Source organism: Salicola sp. Rm-C-2C1-2, from assembly GCF_040196175.1.
Taxonomy (GTDB): domain Bacteria; phylum Pseudomonadota; class Gammaproteobacteria; order Pseudomonadales; family Oleiphilaceae; genus Halospina.
Genome location: NZ_JBEFNF010000001.1, coordinates 167,296 through 186,719 on the forward strand (window position 1 = coordinate 167,296; position 19,424 = coordinate 186,719).

At 61.2% G+C, this 19,424-nt stretch carries 17 protein-coding genes; 11 read left to right on the forward strand and 6 right to left on the reverse strand.

Going from position 1 to position 19,424, the window contains the following annotated elements:
• Positions 1-23: 23 nt before the first annotated feature.
• From cysD to AAF659_RS00745, 3 genes are all read right to left on the reverse strand, one after another.
• Positions 24-998 carry a sulfate adenylyltransferase subunit CysD gene (cysD, locus tag AAF659_RS00735; RefSeq protein ID WP_349750733.1) on the reverse strand — a complete coding sequence of 325 codons (975 nt, stop codon included), beginning with the start codon at positions 996-998 and terminating at the stop codon, positions 24-26.
• A gap of 78 nt (positions 999-1,076) precedes the next feature.
• Positions 1,077-3,566, reverse strand: coding sequence for a YbcC family protein (locus AAF659_RS00740; RefSeq protein WP_349749778.1), 2,490 nt, complete (start codon positions 3,564-3,566; stop codon positions 1,077-1,079).
• Positions 3,563-5,149, reverse strand: coding sequence for an NADH-quinone oxidoreductase subunit L (locus AAF659_RS00745; RefSeq protein WP_349749779.1), 1,587 nt, complete (start codon positions 5,147-5,149; stop codon positions 3,563-3,565). The genes AAF659_RS00740 and AAF659_RS00745 overlap by 4 nt, the downstream gene beginning before the upstream one ends.
• A 101-nt stretch (positions 5,150-5,250) precedes the next feature.
• Between AAF659_RS00745 and AAF659_RS00750 the strand changes: the two genes are divergently transcribed.
• On the forward strand, positions 5,251-6,162 hold the full coding sequence (locus AAF659_RS00750; RefSeq protein WP_349749780.1) for a LysR family transcriptional regulator: 912 nt from the start codon (positions 5,251-5,253) through the stop codon (positions 6,160-6,162).
• Positions 6,163-6,233: 71 nt separating this feature from the next.
• Here the strand turns inward: AAF659_RS00750 and AAF659_RS00755 are convergent, their stop codons facing one another.
• Entirely contained in the window at positions 6,234-6,515 is a 282-nt protein-coding gene (locus AAF659_RS00755; RefSeq protein ID WP_349749781.1) for a hypothetical protein, read from the reverse strand.
• Between the two features lie 275 nt (positions 6,516-6,790).
• On the opposite strand from AAF659_RS00755, the gene motA reads away from it, so the two are divergent.
• Complete coding sequence (gene motA / locus AAF659_RS00760) at positions 6,791-7,642, forward strand: flagellar motor stator protein MotA (protein WP_349749782.1); 852 nt, start codon at positions 6,791-6,793, stop codon at positions 7,640-7,642.
• 33 nt (positions 7,643-7,675) lie between these two features.
• Positions 7,676-8,611: a flagellar motor protein MotB gene (gene motB / locus AAF659_RS00765; RefSeq protein ID WP_349749783.1), complete on the forward strand. Its 936-nt coding sequence runs from the start codon at positions 7,676-7,678 to the stop codon at positions 8,609-8,611.
• Here the strand turns inward: motB and rsgA are convergent.
• Positions 8,601-9,590 carry a ribosome small subunit-dependent GTPase A gene (gene rsgA, locus AAF659_RS00770; protein ID WP_349749784.1) on the reverse strand — a complete coding sequence of 330 codons (990 nt, stop codon included), beginning with the start codon at positions 9,588-9,590 and terminating at the stop codon, positions 8,601-8,603. The genes motB and rsgA overlap by 11 nt on opposite strands.
• A gap of 71 nt (positions 9,591-9,661) precedes the next feature.
• On the opposite strand from rsgA, the gene orn reads away from it, so the two are divergent.
• Entirely contained in the window at positions 9,662-10,216 is a 555-nt protein-coding gene (gene orn, locus AAF659_RS00775) for an oligoribonuclease (RefSeq protein ID WP_349749785.1), read from the forward strand.
• A 78-nt stretch (positions 10,217-10,294) separates the two neighbouring features.
• Here the strand turns inward: orn and queG are convergent, their stop codons facing one another.
• Positions 10,295-11,356 carry a tRNA epoxyqueuosine(34) reductase QueG gene (gene queG, locus AAF659_RS00780; RefSeq protein ID WP_349749786.1) on the reverse strand — a complete coding sequence of 354 codons (1,062 nt, stop codon included), beginning with the start codon at positions 11,354-11,356 and terminating at the stop codon, positions 10,295-10,297.
• A 102-nt stretch (positions 11,357-11,458) separates the two neighbouring features.
• On the opposite strand from queG, the gene AAF659_RS00785 reads away from it, so the two are divergent.
• The 7 genes from AAF659_RS00785 to hflX are packed head-to-tail and all read left to right on the forward strand — an operon-like array spanning position 11,459 to position 19,422.
• A complete protein-coding gene (locus AAF659_RS00785) occupies positions 11,459-12,994 on the forward strand; it encodes an NAD(P)H-hydrate dehydratase (RefSeq protein WP_349749788.1) in 1,536 nt (511 codons plus the stop codon).
• Positions 12,987-13,463, forward strand: a complete 477-nt coding sequence (gene tsaE / locus AAF659_RS00790; protein WP_349749790.1) for a tRNA (adenosine(37)-N6)-threonylcarbamoyltransferase complex ATPase subunit type 1 TsaE — start codon at positions 12,987-12,989, stop codon at positions 13,461-13,463. The genes AAF659_RS00785 and tsaE overlap by 8 nt, the downstream gene beginning before the upstream one ends.
• Entirely contained in the window at positions 13,463-14,797 is a 1,335-nt protein-coding gene (locus AAF659_RS00795; RefSeq protein WP_349749792.1) for an N-acetylmuramoyl-L-alanine amidase, read from the forward strand. The genes tsaE and AAF659_RS00795 overlap by 1 nt, the downstream gene beginning before the upstream one ends.
• Before the next feature lie 18 nt (positions 14,798-14,815).
• Positions 14,816-16,690 carry a DNA mismatch repair endonuclease MutL gene (mutL, locus tag AAF659_RS00800; protein WP_349749793.1) on the forward strand — a complete coding sequence of 625 codons (1,875 nt, stop codon included), beginning with the start codon at positions 14,816-14,818 and terminating at the stop codon, positions 16,688-16,690.
• A gap of 2 nt (positions 16,691-16,692) precedes the next feature.
• On the forward strand, positions 16,693-17,718 hold the full coding sequence (gene miaA / locus AAF659_RS00805) for a tRNA (adenosine(37)-N6)-dimethylallyltransferase MiaA (RefSeq protein ID WP_502949178.1): 1,026 nt from the start codon (positions 16,693-16,695) through the stop codon (positions 17,716-17,718).
• A 19-nt stretch (positions 17,719-17,737) separates the two neighbouring features.
• Positions 17,738-17,998 carry an RNA chaperone Hfq gene (gene hfq / locus AAF659_RS00810; protein WP_349749795.1) on the forward strand — a complete coding sequence of 87 codons (261 nt, stop codon included), beginning with the start codon at positions 17,738-17,740 and terminating at the stop codon, positions 17,996-17,998.
• 14 nt (positions 17,999-18,012) lie between these two features.
• Positions 18,013-19,422 (forward strand): ribosome rescue GTPase HflX, encoded by a 1,410-nt coding sequence (hflX, locus tag AAF659_RS00815; RefSeq protein WP_349749796.1) that lies wholly within the window; start codon positions 18,013-18,015, stop codon positions 19,420-19,422.
• Positions 19,423-19,424: the final 2 nt, after the last annotated feature.

Here is a 19,424-nt window from a genome sequence, read left to right on the forward strand (position 1 = left end):
AGTCTCCATTAGTCGGACTCCGATTAGAAGTAGCCTTCGCGCTTCTTTTTCTCCATGGAGCCGGTCTGGTCCCGGTCGAGCAGGCGCCCCTCGCGCTCGGTGGTCTTTGCCGCGAGCATTTCCTGGACGATTTCGGCAACCGTGGTGGCGGTGCTTTCCACCGCGCCGGTCTGCGGATAACAGCCGAGTGTGCGGAAACGGATGCTTCGTGGCTTGAGGCTGCCCCTTTCGGTTTCCGTGAGGTAGGGAAGCATCCGGTCGTCATCCATCATAAGGACCTGGCCGCTTTCATCATCGATCCAGCTCAGGCGTTCGTCCGCGAAGTAGAGCGGCACGATGGGCATTGCCTCGGTCATGATGTAGACCCAGATATCAAGCTCGGTCCAGTCGGAGAGCGGGAAAGCGCGAACTGACTCTCCGGGCCCGAGCCTGGCGTTGCACATGTTCCAGGGTTCCGGACGCTGGCCCCTCGGGTCCCACTGGTGGTTGCCATCGCGGAAGGAAAAGATGCGCTCCTTGGCCCGGGAGGGCTCCTCCTCGCGACGCGCGCCACCGATCGCCGCGTCGAAGCGGTGATGGTCAAGCGCCTGCTTGAGTGCCTGGGTTTTCATATGGTCGTTGTAAGCAACGGAACCGGACTCGATCGGGTGGATGCCCTGTTCAAGCGCGTCCTTATTGATGTGGGCGTGCGCATTCAGATTGTGCCTGTCGACCATCTGGTCCCGGAACGCACGCATTGCCGCGAACTCCCAGGTTGTATCGATATGCAGAAGTGGAAGGGGCACCGGCGCGGGCCAGAAGGCCTTGCGCGCCAGGTGCAGCAGGACAGTGGAGTCCTTGCCAGAGGAGAAGAAGATACAAGGGTTCTCAAAGCAGGCAACTACTTCCCGGATGACATGAATCGCTTCCGCCTCCAGCTTCCGTAGGTGGTTGGTTGTCTCGGCATCGGTCAAAGGTTTGCTCCTGTCGGATCCTGATTCGTCATGGGCCTGCGTGATTGGAATGCAGACCTTAATGAGTTATCGCCTTCGAAAAAATCGAAAAATAAGTTATTTCGATTCGAATAAGCCGAACTATTAATGCTCACCCCTGGGGAACGTATGCCAATCGGCCTGCCGAGTGCGCCGTTCAATGACCTGGGCTTCGTCATCGATTCGGAACAGGTGGAGCCATCCATTGGCAAGTAGGTTGCCCACGGATGGGTTCCTGTCGATCACTTGGTCGATTGCCTCGGCGGGCGCCTCAATGAAAACCGAGAGCCGCAGTGGCTGGTGGACCCAGGCTGAGCCGTCATGGAGCGACTGCAGGGGCAGCCCGGTGCGCAGGTCACCGCCGTTGCCCTCGAAGACGCCGATGTGGCCGCCCACGACGTTGTGGAGCACCTTGTTGCCCGCCCCGTAGTGCCGGTTGTCCACGGTCGAGGCGTAGTACTGGAAGTTGATCCAGTGGCTGACTACCATCGGGGCGGTCATGATTAGCTCCAGCACCTTCGCGTCGGCGTCCTGCTGCCAGTGGTAGTCATGCAGGAAGGTCCGGCCGGAGAGCTTCAGGTGGCCGGAGCGCTCGCGCGGGGCCACGATCAGGCTGGCGTTACCCGCCAGCCCCCACTCGGGACGCACCTGCGACCAGTCCGTGCGGCGGCGCCCCAGCGCATTCAGGAGCCGTCCGCCCCGGTGGCGCGAGAGACCGAAGCGTTCGGCGCGCTCGTCACGGGTGCGCTCCGAGGCTTCCGCCAGCCTGGCCTCGAGACGCGTAACCACCTCTTGATGCGACGCGGGGATATGGCCGGTATCAAGCAGGCTGACCTCATCCGTGACCGTATCGTGGACCGCCGGCAGGAAGAGGGTGCGGGCGGCGATATTGCAGCCCAGCGCCTCAAGCTGGTCGCGCACGTTCGGAGCGTTGAGCAGGCCGGCCAGTGCCCGGGCGTTGGACGAGCCGCTCTGGCCGCAGCAGGCACCGCAGTGCAGCGAGGTCGCGTGCGGATTGTTGGTGGTCGGGCTCTTGTGACCGACCAGTAGCACGATCCCCGCGTCGGTCCGGGTCATGCCCATGCCGCTGAGCGCGTTCAGCGCGACCTGCGCCTTGGCCTCGACGTCGAGCGGCTTACCCGTTTCAAGCGAGTGAAGGTCCGGCCTGCTGAATGGCTCGCCGTGGCCGTGGAAGCTGTTCAGGGCAGCCGGGGGATGGCTGATGCCGGGGCGGCCGGCGAACAGCTTGAGCCCGTACAGCCATCCCAACGATTCCACGTAGCCGAAGATGGCGGGCGGTGCCAGGCTGAAGGAATGCCAGCGCGCGGACTTCGTCAGTTGCAGCCGGTTTCCGGCGGCCGCTTCCCCGGACGCGTCAGGGTGGTGCATGCGCACCTGGGGGGAGAGCAGTCCGGGCAGGTGGCCCTGTTCATGGGCCAGACCGGGAATACCGCGCGTAGCGGGAACGCCAAAGAAACCCGCAAACCCGTGGGTGCGGATGGACTTTGAAACTGCTTCCAGGTGACGGCGAAGCACTTCCGAGCGCACATCGATGCAGAACACTGCCTCGACGCGCTCCAGGGACGTGGTCGCAACCTCCTGGTGGTGGCAGCCCCATGCAGGGAGGAAGCGCGCCAGCGGCCCCTGGTAGGCGAGTTCGCTGGCCCGTTGCCAAATCCAGTCCGGCCGTTGCGCTGCCCAGTTGTGGTCGTCGAGCATGGGCCAGCGGTCCTTCTCTTCGAGCCATTCCTGCTCAAGCGTCAGGCTCTCGTGGAGACGGTAGAGCACCAGCTCCCAGGCAAGCCGGATGGCGAGCAGGTCCCGCAGGCAGTCCTCGCTGCCCTCCAGGCCAAGGTCGCGCTGCCAGCTGTGCCAAGCGCAATGGCTGGCCCAGCCATGGATGGTGAGCAGCAGGTGGTGGAGGTAGGCTTCGGCCGAGGCGCGCGGAATGGCCTGCTCGGCCAGCGCCAGGGCGATGAGTGCCTCCGGTTGCGTGGGCAATGACGCAAAGGCCCGGTGCAGCCTGGGTTGCCCCGAGACAATGGCAATGCCACGTTCGTGCACGACTTGGGCCAGCCATTCCTTGTACAGCCCGCCGCGATCACCGATGGGCCACTGCGCCTGTCCCTGGTCGAACCAGGCGCCACAGAATTGGCTGATCTGGTGCACGATCATTTCATGCCAGAACTCGTTCTCACTGCTCGGGCCATAGCGATCCAGGATCATGGAGAATGAGTGCATGGGGAAAGGCTTCTGATCCTTCCGCACGGCCTGAAGAAGGGTCCGGGTGTCAAAGCCGCTGCCGTATTCAGCTACTGCCGCTTCCAGGTGGTGCTCCCGGATGTGGTCACTTTCCCAGAGCCGGCGGTAGTAGGAGCGCGGCATCAGCAGTGACGTGCCCTGGCGTGTGGCGAGCATGGCGGCGATGGCCTCGATGGGCCGGTCCGTCATGTGCCAGAACGGGTTGACCGTTATGAACTGGTCGAGCGGCCAGGAAGGGGTGATGAATCCGCTGACCCGGTTAATGAGGCCACTCACCTCCCCAATGTCCGGAGACGTCGCGTACTGGTCGAGACAGGCTTGACTTAGGGTCATGATGAGACTCCTTCATCCGGGTAGATGGGGGCGGGTTCCGGTTGTTCACTGCGGGCACGTGGCTTCGGAGGCCAGAGTGTGAACGTGATCCGCGTGAACGCTTCATCCAGGTAGAGGCCGTTGAACAGCAGTGGGCGTGCGCGTTGCCACACCCGCGCCTGGGGGCGGTGCATGATGTGCGCCCGCGCGACCAGCAGCAGCGCAAGGACGACGGCGGTCAGAACGAAGGCCACAGGCGTGGGCGGCATCGCCGCGTACGGCGCCAGCCCAGTAAACAGCTGCTCCGCCAGCAGGTAGGCACCGGTGATGGCCACCGAGGTCGCCAGAGCCTTGCGCCAGCCCGCGCCACCCAGTGCGGCGCCGTATTCCGCGAGCAGCGAGGCAACCGCGGTTACCAGCACCACGCCCGTCAGCAGCGTTGCCGCCGTGAAGGGCTTGCCGACCAGCAGGTGGGCAACCACGAACAGGCCGAGCCCTGCCGCGAGCGCCAGGAGCCAGTTATTGGCGCTAGGCCGGCTCGACTCATCGCTGCCACGCCGGATCAGCGACTGCATCGGGGCCTGCCCCGAGCTCAGGAAGGTGTGCGCCTTGTAGAACGAGTGGGCGACGAGGTGCACCAGGGCAAGGTGATACAGCCCCAGGGCGCATTCGAGCAGCATGAAGCCCATCTGCGCCGTGGTGGACCAGGCGAGCATGACCTTGATGCTGATGCGGGTCATCATCACCAGCGAGGCGATGACCACCGTGGTCAGGGCGATGGCGAGGAGCAGCCAGACGGCGAACTGCGTGGCCTCGAGTACCGGTGACAGCCGGATCAGAAGGTAGCCGCCCATGTTGACGACCCCGGCGTGGAGGAGTGCGGACACCGGCGTGGGTGCTTCCATCACCTGGATGAGCCAGCCATGGAAGGGCAGCTGCGCGGACTTCAGGGCCGCCGCCAGGACGATCAGCACGGCCGCGATTTCGAGGCCAGGGGTGCCGGCGGCCGTACCCGCCTGGAGCCGCTCGGTGATGGTGGCGATGTCGGCGCTGCCCAGCGCCTGGGCGATCAGGATGAAACCGGTGACCAGCAGGATATCCGCCAGCCGGCTGACCAGGAACTTCTTGTGGGCGGCAAGCAGTGCCTTGGCCCGGTCCGGGTAAAACACCAGCAGCCGGTGAAGGCTGAGGCTGGTGGCCAGCCAGGCAAGTGCAAGCACGGTAAGGTGACTGGCAAGGACCAGAACAGTGACGCTCGTCAGCGTGAGTGAGAACCAAAGCGTAAAACGCAGTCTCCCGGGCTCGCCATCAATGTAGTTTCTGGAGAAGCGCAGGATGGACCAGCCCACAAGGGACGTCATCAGGACCATCACCGCGCTCAATGCGTCGGCACTGAGCAGCGGAAAATGGCGGGTGGGCGTTGCTGAGTGGAGTGTTGTGGCCAATATCGCAAAAGCTAATATGACGGCAGCGGAAGCGAATCCCTGGGTGAGGAGCCAGTGCTGGCGATGCAGCCGCGGAAGGCATGGAATGAGCGCAGCAGTCAGCCAAGCCAAAGGAAGCAGGGTCGGAAGGTAACCGTTCAGGTCAAAGAACCACGGCATCGGGCAGCACCTCTTGGGTCAACTTTGTTTGCCGGGATTGTCAGCTGGTTAAAAACATATTAAAAATAGAAACTATGGAATCGAAAGATCTATTTTTTAGATTGAATAAGCTTAATTACCACCATCTTTACCATTTCTGGTGGGTTGGACAGCTTGGCAACCTGACGCGCGCCGCAGACCAGCTCCATGTTGCTCAGTCTGCAGTTTCCACCCACGTGCATCGCCTCGAATCGGCGTTGGGCCAGACCTTATTTGAGCGCCAGGGGCGAACTCTCCAACTCACCGAGGCCGGGCGTGTGGCCATGCGTCATGCCGAGGAAATCTTCCAATCCGGTGCCGAACTGGTGGGGCTGCTTTCAGAGGGCGAAGAAAGTAGGACGCGGGACGTCCATGTTGGGGCCGTTTCCACGCTCTCGCGGAACTTTCAGGAGGCTTTCCTGTCCCCGCTGATCGGCAGTAGCGATGTGAACATGACACTCAACTCGGGGCGTCTGGATGATCTGCTCAAAGCTTTGGAAAATCACAGCGTGGATCTGATCCTGTCGAATACCGCCGTAGCCCCAGGGTCGGCAGGCATCCGGTCCTGCCAGGAAATTGCTCGCCAGGTGGGCAGCATTGTAGGGCCGCCCAGCCTGATGGAGACGTCGAACCATGTCTCTGATATCGACGGCGCGCCGCTGCTCCTACCAGGTCGTAGTAGTGGTTTTCGAGCCTCGTTCGACCTCTACTGCAGACGTATCGGGGTAGCGCCTGTCATCGTGGCAGAGGTCGATGATATGGCTATGCTGCGTCTTCTCGCCAGAGATTCCCAGTTTGCCGCCGTGCTGCCGAAGGTTGTTGTTAAGGATGAGCTGCACTCAGGAATGCTTGTGGAGTATGGGGAGTTGCCGGATGTCTATGAGTACTTCTATGCCATCACTGAGAAACGCCGATATGATAAGCCCGTCGTAATGGAACTATTGCGTCAGCTGGACGATGTACATCTCCATCAAAGCTTGAGAGCGTCCGAGTGAACCCAGGACTGAGTAGGTTTGGGCACAGAGGCCCGGAGCTGGCTGAAGGCTTTGTAACGAGTCGTTTACTCCTAAGTACGGGTAATATCTATGACACAGTTGATCGACAGTCGTTCATCTTTCGAATCTGCGCTGGCGATCAGTTCCGTCAAATCGGCCTTGGTCTGTAATAGCTGCTCAATACGTCGGTCGCTCTGCTCGCTGATATCGCCTAGCCGTTCCTGCTGGCTGAACCTGTCTTTTCGGTGGAATTGGATTTTGTGTTCGATTAAAGCTAGGAGAATGGTCTTAGCTTCTTCGGCTGAGAAATCGCCTTCAATCAGCTGATAGCGAGCATGTTCAGAATTTTCCAATATCAAACTCCATATTAAGATACCACCTATAAAATATAGCGCTTTCTGGGCGAATTGGGTAGGGGGAGTCTCGGGACGGAAACCCAACGGCAGGAAGCTGACTCGCAAGTCTCGCCTCGACGAACTGTACTCACTTCGCCTTCACTTTTGCTGCTATAGCACGACTTGGGTGCAGTTAGATGCTGTGCGATTTGCGGGTGCGTCTGGTCTGGTCCAGAATTAGCAGCGGGTTGTATTACCACGCGAGACCAGTCCAGCAGGAGTTACGCTAACCCATGCTCATCATCATCGGCGCGGTAGTGGTCACGTTCAGCGTGTTGGTCGGGTATGTGCTGCACGGAGGCAAGCTGCCCGTGCTGTGGCAGCCCACCGAACTGCTGGTTATTTTCGGGGCGGCGTTTGGCGCGTTCCTGATGGGTAATAACTTCCATACCGTCAAGGCCACGTTCGCCGCCTGGCCGCGGCTCATCATGGGCACGCCCTTCAATAAAGCGTTCTATACGGACCTTTTGAGCCTGCTCTCTGATGTCTTCGATAAGACCCGGAAACAGGGCATCATGTCCATTGAGGCGGACGTCGACGATCCCGAGGAGAGCCAGATCTTCACGCGTTATCCCGCAGTTATCAAAAACGAAGAGCTGCTGCATTTCATTACTGATTATCTGCGGATCATGAGTACCGGCAATATGGCAACCCACGAGCTTGAAGGGTTGATGGATCAGGAGATCGAGAAACGGGAAGAGGAACTGAAAGAGCCGGCACACGCTGTAGCGGGGGTTGCTGAAGCGCTGCCTGGTCTGGGCATTGTTGCAGCAATCCTGGGTATTATTATCACCATGGGGTATCTGGGCGGCAGCACCTCCAAAATAGGGGGGCTGATTGGCGCGGCTCTAGCCGGCACTCTTACGGGCATCTGGGCGGCTTATGGTTATGTAGGTCCAATCAGTAAGACCATGGAGCGTCAGGTGGACGAGGAGATGCATTGCTACGAATGCGTCAAGAACGCACTGCTGGCAACGGTGTCTGGCCAGGCGCCGCAAATGGCGGTTGAGTTTGGGCGCAAGGTGCTACCGACTGAAGCGCGCCCCAGTTTCCAGGAATTGGACGATCATATGCGTTCCAAGTGAATGCGGCAGACTTAACGCGAGACGAGGCGCGCCTTGGAAGACCGTCCCATTGTTGTAAAGCGGGTAAAGAAAGTCGAAGGCGGCCACCATGGCGGCGCCTGGAAGGTGGCGTTCGCTGATTTTGCCATGGCCCTGATGGCATTCTTCCTTGTGATGTGGGCAACCAACCAGGCTACGCCCGAGCAGAAAAAGGATATTTCCCGCTACTTCTCGGACCCAGTGGGCTATGAAGAGGGGGGGAATCCCAACCCCGTGGATCTGGGTGGGGCGCCGGCTGTTACTCGTAATGAAGGCCCCAGTGATGTTGCGCCAGAGCCTCTCAGTCTCAAGGAAGATCAGGTCAAAGAGCTCGCGGAGGCCATGGAACAGCGCCAGACGGAGCAGCTCATGCAGGATCTTGATCAGAAGCTCAAGGAAAGCGAGACCCTGCAGAAGTTTAAAGACCAATTGATGATCGACATTACGGATGAAGGGCTCCGAATTCAGATCGTGGACCGTTCGCAGCGGCCGATGTTTGCCAGCGGTGGCGACGAGTTGAAGCCCTACTCCCGGGATATTCTGTTTGAGCTGGCCGAGCCCCTCGCCGAGGTTTCAAATAAGCTCAGCATTACCGGCCACACGGATCGCACGCCATTCGCCCAGACCAATGACCAGTACACAAACTGGGAGCTTTCAGCGGACCGCGCCAATGCAGCGCGCCGCACCCTGGTCGCTGGTGGTGTGCCCAAAAATCATATTGGTCGGGTGGTGGGGCTTGCTGATTCGGTGCTGTTCAATAAGGAGGAGCCGCAGGCGCCGGTAAACCGCCGCATTTCAATCATTGTGTTGACCGAGGCAGCCCGCAAAGCCATGGAGAAGCGCGAATCCGGCGATACTGCCGACCCCGAGGATCGTGAAACCATGGCCGACGATAACTGGATGGAGCGGGCGCAGGAGAGCCAGGTCGACGAGTCCGAGGTTAATTGGTAGTCCGGCCGGCCTCGGCTTCATCGCGGATCACGAGGTAGTTCTCAACCCGTTCAGGGTCCAGTGTCCCATCCTCCACCGCTTCCTTAAGGGCGCAGCCGGGCTCCTTATGATGCCGGCAGTCGCGGAACCGGCAGTGGCCGACCCATTCGCGAACATCGGGGAACCCATCAATTACATTCTCCGGACTGATATGCCATAGCCCGAATTCGCGGATGCCGGGTGAGTCGATAATCGCGCCACCATTGGCGAGCCGGTACAGGCAGGCTGTCGTGGTGGTATGGGTGCCCTCTCCGCGGCGTGTAAGGTCGCCCGTGCGGATTTCGGTGCCCGGCAGCCAGCGGCGGATGAGGCTGGACTTACCCACGCCTGACTGGCCCGTAATGATGCTGGTAGCGCTGTCGTCGATGGGGTCGGGAAGGACGCTTTCGTCTTCTTCGGAAACGGAAGTCAGCGCCACGGGATAACCCAGATCCCGATAAGGCTCCAGAACTTCTTCCAGCAACTCCATGCTCTCCTCATCGAGAAGGTCGGCCTTGTTAAGCAGGATCACCACGGACAGCCCGTGAATCTCTGCGGCCGCCAGATAGCGGTCCATCAGAGTTGGTTGGGGCGCCGGAGCAGGGGCGATGACCAGCACCAGCCGGTCAATGTTGGCGGCCATGGTCTTGAGCCGGCCGTAGCGGTCAGGGCGCTGGAGCTCGCGCTCGCGCGGCTGCCGCGCCACGACCACGGCGGTGCCATTTTCTTCCTCGCGCCACACGATCCGGTCGCCGGCGACCAGGCCGCCGAGATTGGCCCTCGGCTGAGCGCGGCGCTGCTCCCAACCTTCGTCCAGGGGATAGTCAATCAGCAGCTCGCCCCCGAAGTGCGCCACCACGGTACCGTCGTGACCTTCTTCGCGCGCGGCGTCCTGCCACTGTTGTTGGCGGGACCGGATGCGGCGCTGTTGCTGGTGAGAGAGGTTGCGTTTGCCGGACACTGGGTCTTGTCTTGATGCTGTGAGAAGATGACGCTAAACCAACAGCTTATCGGAAAAGGAGCGCATCAGCCATGGCGCAGCACAATGAACGGGTTCAGCGACTGATCTGGATCGATCTGGAGATGACGGGGCTGGATCCGGACAGCGACCGCATCATCGAAGTGGCGACCATCATCACCGACGACCATCTCAACATCCTGGCCGAGGGGCCGGTGCTGGCAGTGCACCAGTCGGAAGCGGCGCTCGAGGCCATGGATGAATGGAACACGACTACCCACGGCAATTCCGGCCTGACCCGACGCGTGCGCGAGAGCAGTCTGACCGAGCGCGATGCCGAGCGGGAAACCATCGCCTTCCTGAAGGAGTGGGTGGACGCGCGCACCTCGCCCATCTGCGGCAACAGCATCTGCCAGGACCGGCGCTTCCTCGCCCGCTACATGCCCGAACTGGAAGCCTTTTTCCATTACCGTAACCTGGACGTGAGCACCGTCAAAGAGTTGGCCAAGCGCTGGAACCCTGAAGCTCTGGAAGGGTTCAAGAAGAAGGGGGCGCACCAGGCGCTGGACGACATCCGTGAGTCCATTGCCGAGTTGCAACATTACAGGAAGACATTGTTTGGGCTGTAAGCGCGACGCCATTCGCTTTTATATAGTCAGCGTTCCTCCATTGATGGTCAGGTATGGGACCTTCGGTGTGGATTCAGATCATACCTGAGTACTGCCATGTCTGCGCAGCGCCCATTGCACATGCTCTCGAACCAGCTCTGTCGGATAATCCCTCCGCGCTTTCAACGCCTCAATCACCGGAATGGTGCTCGGGGCGTTGCCCAGCCCCACCGCCAGGTTCCGTAACCAGCCCTCGTAGCCGGCCCGCCGGATGGCCGAGCCCTCGGTGCGTTTCAGGAACGTCTCCTCGTCCCACAGGAACAGCTCAGCCAAGGTGCTGTTGTCCAGTCCGTGGCGGGGCTGGAAGTCGGGTTCCTCCGTCGAATCGCTGAACTTGTTGAAGGGGCAGACCAGCTGGCAGTCGTCGCAGCCGAAGACGCGGTTGCCCATCAGCGGGCGCAGTTCCTCCGGGATGGGGCCGTTGTTCTCGATGGTGAGATAGGAGATGCAGCGGCCCGCGTCGAGCACATAGGGCTCCGGAAAGGCGTTGGTGGGGCAGACGTCCAGGCAGGCGGTGCAGCTGCCGCAATGATCCGTTGTCCAGGGCTCGTCCACCGGTAGTGGGGCACTGGTGTAGATCTCGCCCAGGAAGAACCAGGAGCCCGCCTGCGGGTGCAGCACCAGGGTGTGCTTGCCCTGCCAGCCCAGACCGGCCTTGACCGCTATGGGCTTTTCAAGCACCGGCGCGCTGTCCACGAAGGGGCGGTGATAATAGCCGGGTAGAGCCTCATCGATCCACTTTGCCAGCTTGGCCAATCGCTTGCGCATAAGCTTGTGGTAATCCCGGCCCAGGCTGTAGCGGGTGATGTAGGCCTTTTCGTCATCGGCAAGAACCGTCTCCGGGTCATCCGGTTCAGGCCGGTAGTCCAGCCTCACAGCAATGATCCTTTGGGTACCAGGGACCAGCTCGTCGGGTCGGTAACGTTTGCTGCCGTGCGCGGCCATGTACTCAAGATCCGCGTTCAGATCCTGGTTCAGCCACTGATTGAGACGGTTGCCGGCGTCATCCAGCTCGGTGTGGGTAATGCCTACTGCCTGGAAGCCCAGATCATGAGCCCAGTCGCGGACCTTCCCGGCGGTGGTTGTGAGGTTATCGGTCATACAGTGTTATGGCGCTCAAGCCGGAATTTGCTATGCTTATCAGGGTTCTGTGCGGATTTTTTCAACCGCATTGTGATAACTGGTTCATTTTTGAGCGAAAACATGCCAAACCAGCCGCTACCATTGTACACCGCTGAGCAGGTACGCAACCTGGATCGAACCGCCATTGAGGCATTCGGGGTGGACGGTTTTGAATTGATGAAACGGGCCGGTAAAGCCGCTTTCCGGTTGGCGCGTCGGCGCTGGCCGCAGGCGCGGCGTCTGCTTGTGCTCTGTGGTGGGGGTAACAATGGAGGCGATGGTTATGTGGTGGCTGGCCTAGCGGCTCAGCAGGGAGTTGCCTGCCAGTGCGTGGCCGTTTCCGATCCCTCGAAGCTCAGCGGGACCGCTGCCTCAGCCCATGCGTTTGCGCGTGAAAACGGCGTCGAGGTGATACCGTTTGAGGCCCTTGGTGAAGATGGCTTGGTTGCGCTTTTGGCTGAATCGGACCTGGTCTTGGATACCCTTCTGGGGACCGGGCTTTCCGGTGAGGTGCGTCCCCCTTATGCCGGTGTGATCGAGCAACTGAATGCGTCGCCGGTACCCGTGCTTGCTGTGGATATTCCTTCTGGACTCTGTAGTGGTACGGGTCGGGTGTTGGGCGTTGCGGCTCGGGCGGCGGCTACCATTACGTTTATTGGTCGTAAAACAGGGTTGTACACGGGCCAGGCGAGGGACTGCACCGGGCCTGTGACGTTTGATGATCTGGCTGTGGATGCGGCGGTCTATGAGGCGGAACCGTCTCCTGAAGCCTGGCTCTGGGCGCCGAAGGCTGCGCTCGCGCAACTGCCCCGCAGGCATCCCACCACCCATAAGGGTGAATGCGGGCGTGTTCTGGTGGTTGGCGGAGACGAGGGCATGGGCGGCGCGGGCATTCTGGCTGGTGAAGCGGCGCTGCGTTGTGGTGCCGGACTGGTGTTTCTGGCTACCCGGGCTTCCCATGTGCCGGCGGCGCTGGCCCGGCGCCCGGAAATCCAGGCGCGGGCGGTGGAGCACGGTAACGGGTTGGATCCGCTGTTGGAGCAAGTGGATGCCGTCGTGGTCGGTCCTGGTCTCGGTAGCAACGCCTGGGGGCAGCAGATGCTGCAGCGGGTGGCTGGTTTCCCCGGGCCCGTGGTTGCGGATGCGGATGCTCTGGCGCTGATGCAGCAGCAGGGAGTCCCGGCTGATGCCGAGCAGTGGATTCTGACACCGCACCCGGGTGAGGCAGCGCGGTTGCTGGAGACCAATGTGGCGGAGGTCGAGGCTGACCGTTATCAGGCTCTGGATAGACTGATCGAGCAACAGGGAGCTAGCGTCATTCTGAAGGGTGCCGGCAGTCTGGTGGGCGCGCGCGGGCGGGCGCCGGCTGTTATTGAGGGGGGCAATCCGGGCATGGCCACCGCTGGCATGGGGGATGTGCTCAGTGGTGCCCTGGGGGCGCTTCTGGGGCAGGGCCTGGGGCCGGTTGATGCGGCTGTGACAGGCGCGGCGTGGCACGCAGCGGCGGCGGATCATGCGCTGGCCTGGGCTGGCCCTGAGGGGGTGCTGGCCGGTGATCTTGCACAGGCATTCGCTGCAGCGGCAGACACCGTCTCCGCGGAGTCGCCACATGGATGAATCGCTGGCGCTGGAGCTCCCGGATGAGCAGGCGACCGAAGCTCTGGGCGCGGCTCTGGCAAACGCTCTTGCCGCGGGCGGCTTGGTTTACCTGGCCGGCGATCTGGGCGTTGGCAAGACCACACTGGCACGTGGACTTATGCACGCTCTGGGGCACGAGGGTGCGGTGCGCAGCCCCACCTTTACGCTGGTTGAGCCCTACGAAACCCTATCGCCGAAGGTCTATCACTTCGATCTCTATCGACTTGGCGACTCGGAGGAACTGGAAATGATGGGTATCCGCGACTACATGGAAGAGGGGGCCCTGGTGCTGATCGAGTGGCCTGAACGTGCTGGTGGTATGCTGCCAGCGCCGGAATGCCGGGTTGAAATTGCGGATGGGGGCAGCGGGCGTACCGCTCGTGTGGATACGAATGATCAGATTGCCCGGGTTCTGTCACAGATCCTGGTCAATGGGAGCAGCGGGTAATGAGCGCAAGGACCACACGTTTTCTGGCAAGTCTGGTCCTGATATTAGCGACCGTGGCACAGGCCGGGACGCCAGTGGATAATGCCCGGATCTGGCCGGCGACTGACCACACCCGCCTGGTGCTGGAAACCGGTGACTCAGTGGAGCATCGGTTGTTTGCTCTGGAGTCACCCCGCCGGCTGGTGATCGATGTGGAACAAGCGGATCTGGAGACCAATCTCGGCACCCTGAATCTGGATGATACCCCCATCCGCCAGATCCGCACAGGTCGCCGGCAGAACGGGGATCTGCGCGTGGTCCTGGACATGAAAGAGGATGTGGAGCCACGCAGTTTTCTGCTCCGTCCCAACGAACAGTATGGCCACCGTCTGGTGGTGGATCTGATGGATCTCGACAACACCCGGGATCAGGAGCAGAAAGCAGTGCTCGAAGACCAGAGTGAGAGTAAGCGCCGTGACGTCATTGTCGTGGTCGATGCCGGCCATGGGGGAGAGGATCCTGGTGCCATCGGTCCCTCGGGAACTCAGGAAAAAGAGGTTACCATGGCACTGTCTCAACGGATGGTGGAGCGGATTGATGCCATGGAGGGATTCCAGGCCTATCTGACCCGCAAGGACGATTATTACATTGGTCTGCGTAAGCGCACCGAAATCGCCCGTGATTACAACGCGGATCTGTTTGTTTCCGTGCATGCGGATGCGTTCCGTTCGCCGCAGCCGCGCGGTGCCTCGGTCTATGCGCTGTCCACGGATGGCGCGAGTAGTGAGACCGCCCGATGGCTGGCTGAGAGTGAAAACAGTGCCGATCTCATCGGCGGGGTTGGAGGCGTATCCCTCAAGGATAAGGACGAGATGCTTGCTGGGGTGTTGCTGGATCTTTCCATGACGGCAAGCATCGAGTACAGCATGGGCGTGGGGTCCAATGTGCTCGATCAGCTCGACTCGGTCGGTAAACTGCACAAATCATCTGTGGAGCAGGCCGGCTTTGCGGTGCTCAAAAGCCCGGACATTCCGTCGATCCTCGTGGAGGCCGGTTTTATCTCCAATCCGACGGATGAGCAGAAGCTGACCCGGGCTGGCCACCAGAAGCGTATCGTGGATGCCATGGTCGACGGCATTGATCGACATTTCCGTTCATCTCCGCCGCCGGGGACTCTGATTGCGCACCGCCAGCGAAATGGCGGCGAGGAGCGAGAGTATGAAATCCGCCGCGGCGATACTCTGTCCGCCATCGCGAGACGCAACCAGGTGTCCGTTCAGAAACTCAAGACGGTCAATGACCTGAATGGCGAGACGTTGCACATCGGCGAGGTCATCAGCATCCCGTCGTCCTGATCTGGTACCATTACGCTCATGGCAGCCATCCAGACACTACCTCCCCGTCTCGCTAACCAGATTGCGGCCGGCGAAGTCGTTGAACGTCCGGCTTCGGTCGTGAAGGAACTCATCGAGAATGCGCTTGACGCCGGCGCCTCCCGGATTGAAGTGGAGGTGGAGCAGGGCGGGGCACGTTTGATTCGGGTGCGTGATGATGGTGAGGGCATTGCTCATGATCAGCTGCCGCTGGCTCTGACCCGTCACGCGACCAGTAAAGTCCATAGCCTCGATGATCTGGAGGCCGTGGGATCCCTCGGCTTCCGGGGGGAGGCGCTGGCAAGCATCAGCTCTGTGGCCCGGCTGACGCTGACCTCGCGTGCCCGGGGTGAGACTGAGGGGTGGTGCGTTGAGGCAGAAGGCCAGGACATGCAGGCTCGGGTGTCGCCGGCCGCTCATCCCCAGGGCACCACTGTTGAGGTTCGGGATCTGTTCTTCAATACCCCCGCCCGACGCAAGTTTCTGCGTACCGAAAAAACCGAGTTCAACCACCTGGAAGAGAATCTGCGGCGTGAAGCGCTGAGCCGCTTCGATGTGGGTTTTACGCTCCAGCATAACGGCCGCGCGGTGCAGTCCCTGCGGCCGGCGACGACGGAACGCGATCAGCAGCAGCGGGTTGCCAGCCTCTGTGGCAGCCAGTTTATGACGCATGCCCTGAGCATTGATGTCCAGGCCTCGGGGCTGCGTCTGCAGGGGTGGGTGGCGCTGCCGACCTTCTCGCGCAGCCAGGCGGACCTGCAGTACTTTTTCGTCAATGGTCGCCCTATCCGGGATCGGCTGGTGGCCCATGCGGTGCGCCAGGCGTATCGCGACGTGCTCTACAATCAGCGCCACCCGGCCTTTGTACTCTACCTGGAGGTGGACCCTGGTAATGTGGATGTGAACGTCCACCCGACCAAGCATGAAGTACGCTTCCGTGATGGCCGTCTGGTGCATGACTTTCTGTTCCGGAGCCTGCACCGGGCGCTGGCCGAGGTGCGGCCGGGCGATGACAGCACGGAATCGCCGCAGGCGGATGCTAGTACCCCGGCGACGTCCGAACCGGCGGTGACGAAGGGCGCGGACGCGGCTGAGGCAGCCGGCGGGCAGGCACAGAGCCGGCAAGCGCCCCCCGGCCCCTCGGAAACCGAGGCCCAGATGGCGTTTTACGGAGGGCTCCATCAAGGGGGTGGTCCTTCCCGTAATGGCGTGCGTGAAGCCCCTCCCACGCCCTTCACTCAGAGCCGTGCCTCAACACCTTCCAGTATGAGCGAAGCATCCGACGGGGCGGTGCCGCCGCTGGGCTATGCCATCGCCCAGCTCCACGGTGTTTACATCCTGGCCCAGAGTGGTGAGGGGATGGTGATCGTGGACATGCACGCCGCCCATGAACGCATCGTTTACGAGCGCATGAAGCGCGGCATTGCGGGCGAGGGTGTAACATCCCAGCCGATGCTGGTGCCGCTGACTCTCAATGTGAGTCAGCGCGAGGCGGATCATGCCGAGCAGTATGCTCAGGATATGGCCATACTGGGTCTGCAGCTGGACCGGATGGGGCCTGAAACGGTCACTGTGCGTCAGGTTCCCGCTCTTTTGCGGGATGCGGACGTCGAGCAGCTGGTGCGTGATGTGCTTTCGGATCTGGTGGCCCATGGTCAGAGCCAGCAGGTTGAGGCGCGGATTGAAAACTTGTTGGGTACCATGGCCTGTTATGGCTCGGTGCGGGCTAACCGCCAGCTCACTATCCCGGAGATGAACGCGCTCTTGAGGGATATGGAAGCTACCGAACGCAGCGGCCAGTGCAACCATGGTCGGCCTACCTGGACGCGGTTGAGCATGGGCGACCTCGATAAGCTCTTCATGCGGGGGCAGTAGACGTGGCGCAGCGCCCTTCGGCGGTATTGGTGATGGGGCCAACGGCCTCGGGCAAGACGGATCTCGCCATGGAGTTGCGCGAGCGCCTGGACGGCGAACTGATCAGTGTGGACTCCGCCCTGGTTTATCGCGACATGGATATCGGCACTGCTAAACCGGATGCAGCTACGCTGCGCCGGGCCCCCCATCACCTGATCGACATCCGTGATCCGGCCGAACCCTATTCGGCGGCGGAGTTCGCGAATGATGCGAAAGACTTGACTGAGCGTATCCGTGGCGCGGGACGAGTACCGATACTGGTCGGTGGCACTATGCTCTATTTTAACGTACTGCGCCAGGGCATGGCCGCCATGCCGCAGGCCGATGTCGCCGTGCGAGCAGAGCTCGAGCAAAGGTTCAGCACCGAGGGGGGTGAGGCGCTTTACCGCGAGCTGGCGGCTGTGGACCCGGTAGCAGCCGCCAGGGTGCATCCGAATAACCGTCAGCGGCTGATCCGGGCCTTGGAAGTGTATCTGGTTTCCGGACAGCCGATCTCGGCATTCTGGGCACAAACCGGCGGTGACGGATCCAGCGGCGGGCTACCGGAGGGCACCGTCAGCCTGGCATTGGCCCCGCCGCAGCGCCGGGTTCTGCATGAACGGATCGAGCGCCGGTTCATGATGATGCTGGAGCGGGGGTTGCTGGACGAGGTCCGTCGCCTTTACGCGCGTGGTGATCTTTCTGCTGATCTGCCGTCAATCCGGGCGGTTGGATACCGCCAGGCATGGGAGTATCTCAACGGCGAGACCCATTATAATGGTATGATTGAACGCGCGCTGGCAGCCACGCGCCAGCTTGCGAAACGCCAGCTGACCTGGCTGCGCAAATGGCCCGGTGCGCACTGGCTCGATAGTCAGGGTGGCGATACGGTGGCCGATGCCTTGAAAATCATCGATGGTGGCACCACGTTCCCCGGTATTCCGGAGTCCACGCCCCACGATATGAAAGGAACAGCGCCCGGGGATCGCTCCGGGGGCGAGCAAGCATAAAAAATAAAGGAGCAGCATCATGTCAAAAGGGCATTCCCTCCAAGACCCTTACCTTAATTCCCTGCGCAAGGAACGTATTCCCGTCTCTATCTTTCTCGTCAATGGCATCAAGCTGCAGGGGCAGATTGAATCCTTTGATCAGTTTGTGATTCTGCTGCGTAATACCGTCAGTCAGATGGTCTATAAGCACGCCATTTCCACCATTGTGCCGGCGCGTAACGTTAAGGCGCCCCAGCACCCGGGTGACGAGGGTGAGGGTGAGGCAGCCGACAATGAATGAGGAGCAGCAGCTGATTGTTTGAACGTCCCGAGGTTGGCGAACGGGCCCTGCTGGTCCACATTACGCTGGCATCTGAAATGGAACCTGAAAGTCCGGATGAATTCCGTGAGCTGGCGGAATCCGCCGGGGTGATGTGTGCGGCAGTGGTCACGGGGTCCCGCAACCAGCCAAGCTCGCGGTTCTTTCTGGGGTCGGGCAAGCTTGAAGAGCTGCGGGCCACCCTCAACGCTGAGGGTGGCGATGTGGTGCTGTTCAACCACCAGCTTAGCCCCAGCCAGGAACGCAATCTGGAGGCTGAGCTGAAGTGCCGGGTTCTGGACCGCACCGGCGTCATCCTCGACATTTTCGCGCAGCGCGCCCGCACCTATGAGGGTAAGCTGCAGGTTGAACTGGCGCAGCTGGAGCATATGTCCACCCGCCTGGTCCGGGGCTGGACTCACCTTGAGCGCCAGAAGGGCGGTATTGGCCAGCGCGGCCCGGGTGAGACCCAGCTTGAGACCGACCGCCGGCTCTTGAGAGCGCGCATCAACCAGATCAACCGCCGGCTGGAGAAAGTGCGCCGTCAGCGTGAGCAGGCGCGGAGGTCGCGTAAACGGGCTGAGATTCCGGTGGTGTCGCTGGTGGGCTATACCAATGCCGGCAAATCCTCGCTGTTCAATCACCTGACCGACTCCACAGTGTTCGAGGCGGATCAGCTGTTCGCTACCCTGGATCCGACCGTGCGCCGTGTGCACATTCCGGACGTAGGGCCGGTGGTGTTGGCGGATACAGTCGGGTTCATCCGGCATCTGCCGCATAAACTGGTGGAGGCTTTCCGCGCGACGCTCGAGGAGACGGTTGAGGCATCGTTGCTGCTGCACGTGATCGACAACACCGATCCGACCCGCGATGACACCATTGAACAGGTCAACACGGTACTGGCTGACATCGGTGCCGGTGAGGTCCCGGTGCTTCAGGTGTGCAACAAAATCGATCTCGTTCCCGGCGGCGAGCCGGGAATGGAGCGTGATGAGAGCGGTCGCCCTGTACGTGTCTGGTTGTCGGCCCATACAGGAGCCGGCATGGAGGAGCTGCGTGATGCTGTTGCTGAGCGCCTGGCCGAGGACGTGGTTCATCGTTATGTGAAGCTATCTCCCGCCGATGGATGGCTGCGGGCCCAGTTCTACCAGACAGGCTCAGTGGTAGCGGAACGTATGTCGGAAAGGGGTGAGCCGGTTCTGGAAGTTCGGATGGAGTCCCGCGACTGGCACCAGCTGCTCGCCCGTGCCGGCATGAATGAAGACCAGATGGTGTGCTTGGAAAGCGGTGACTGGATGGCTGCTCAAGTCTGTGACCTCCCCCGGTTGTCGCGGCCTGCCAGAACACCTACTATTTGCGTCTGTTATGCCCGGCAGCTTCCGGGCCACTGCAGTGAACAACATTAGAC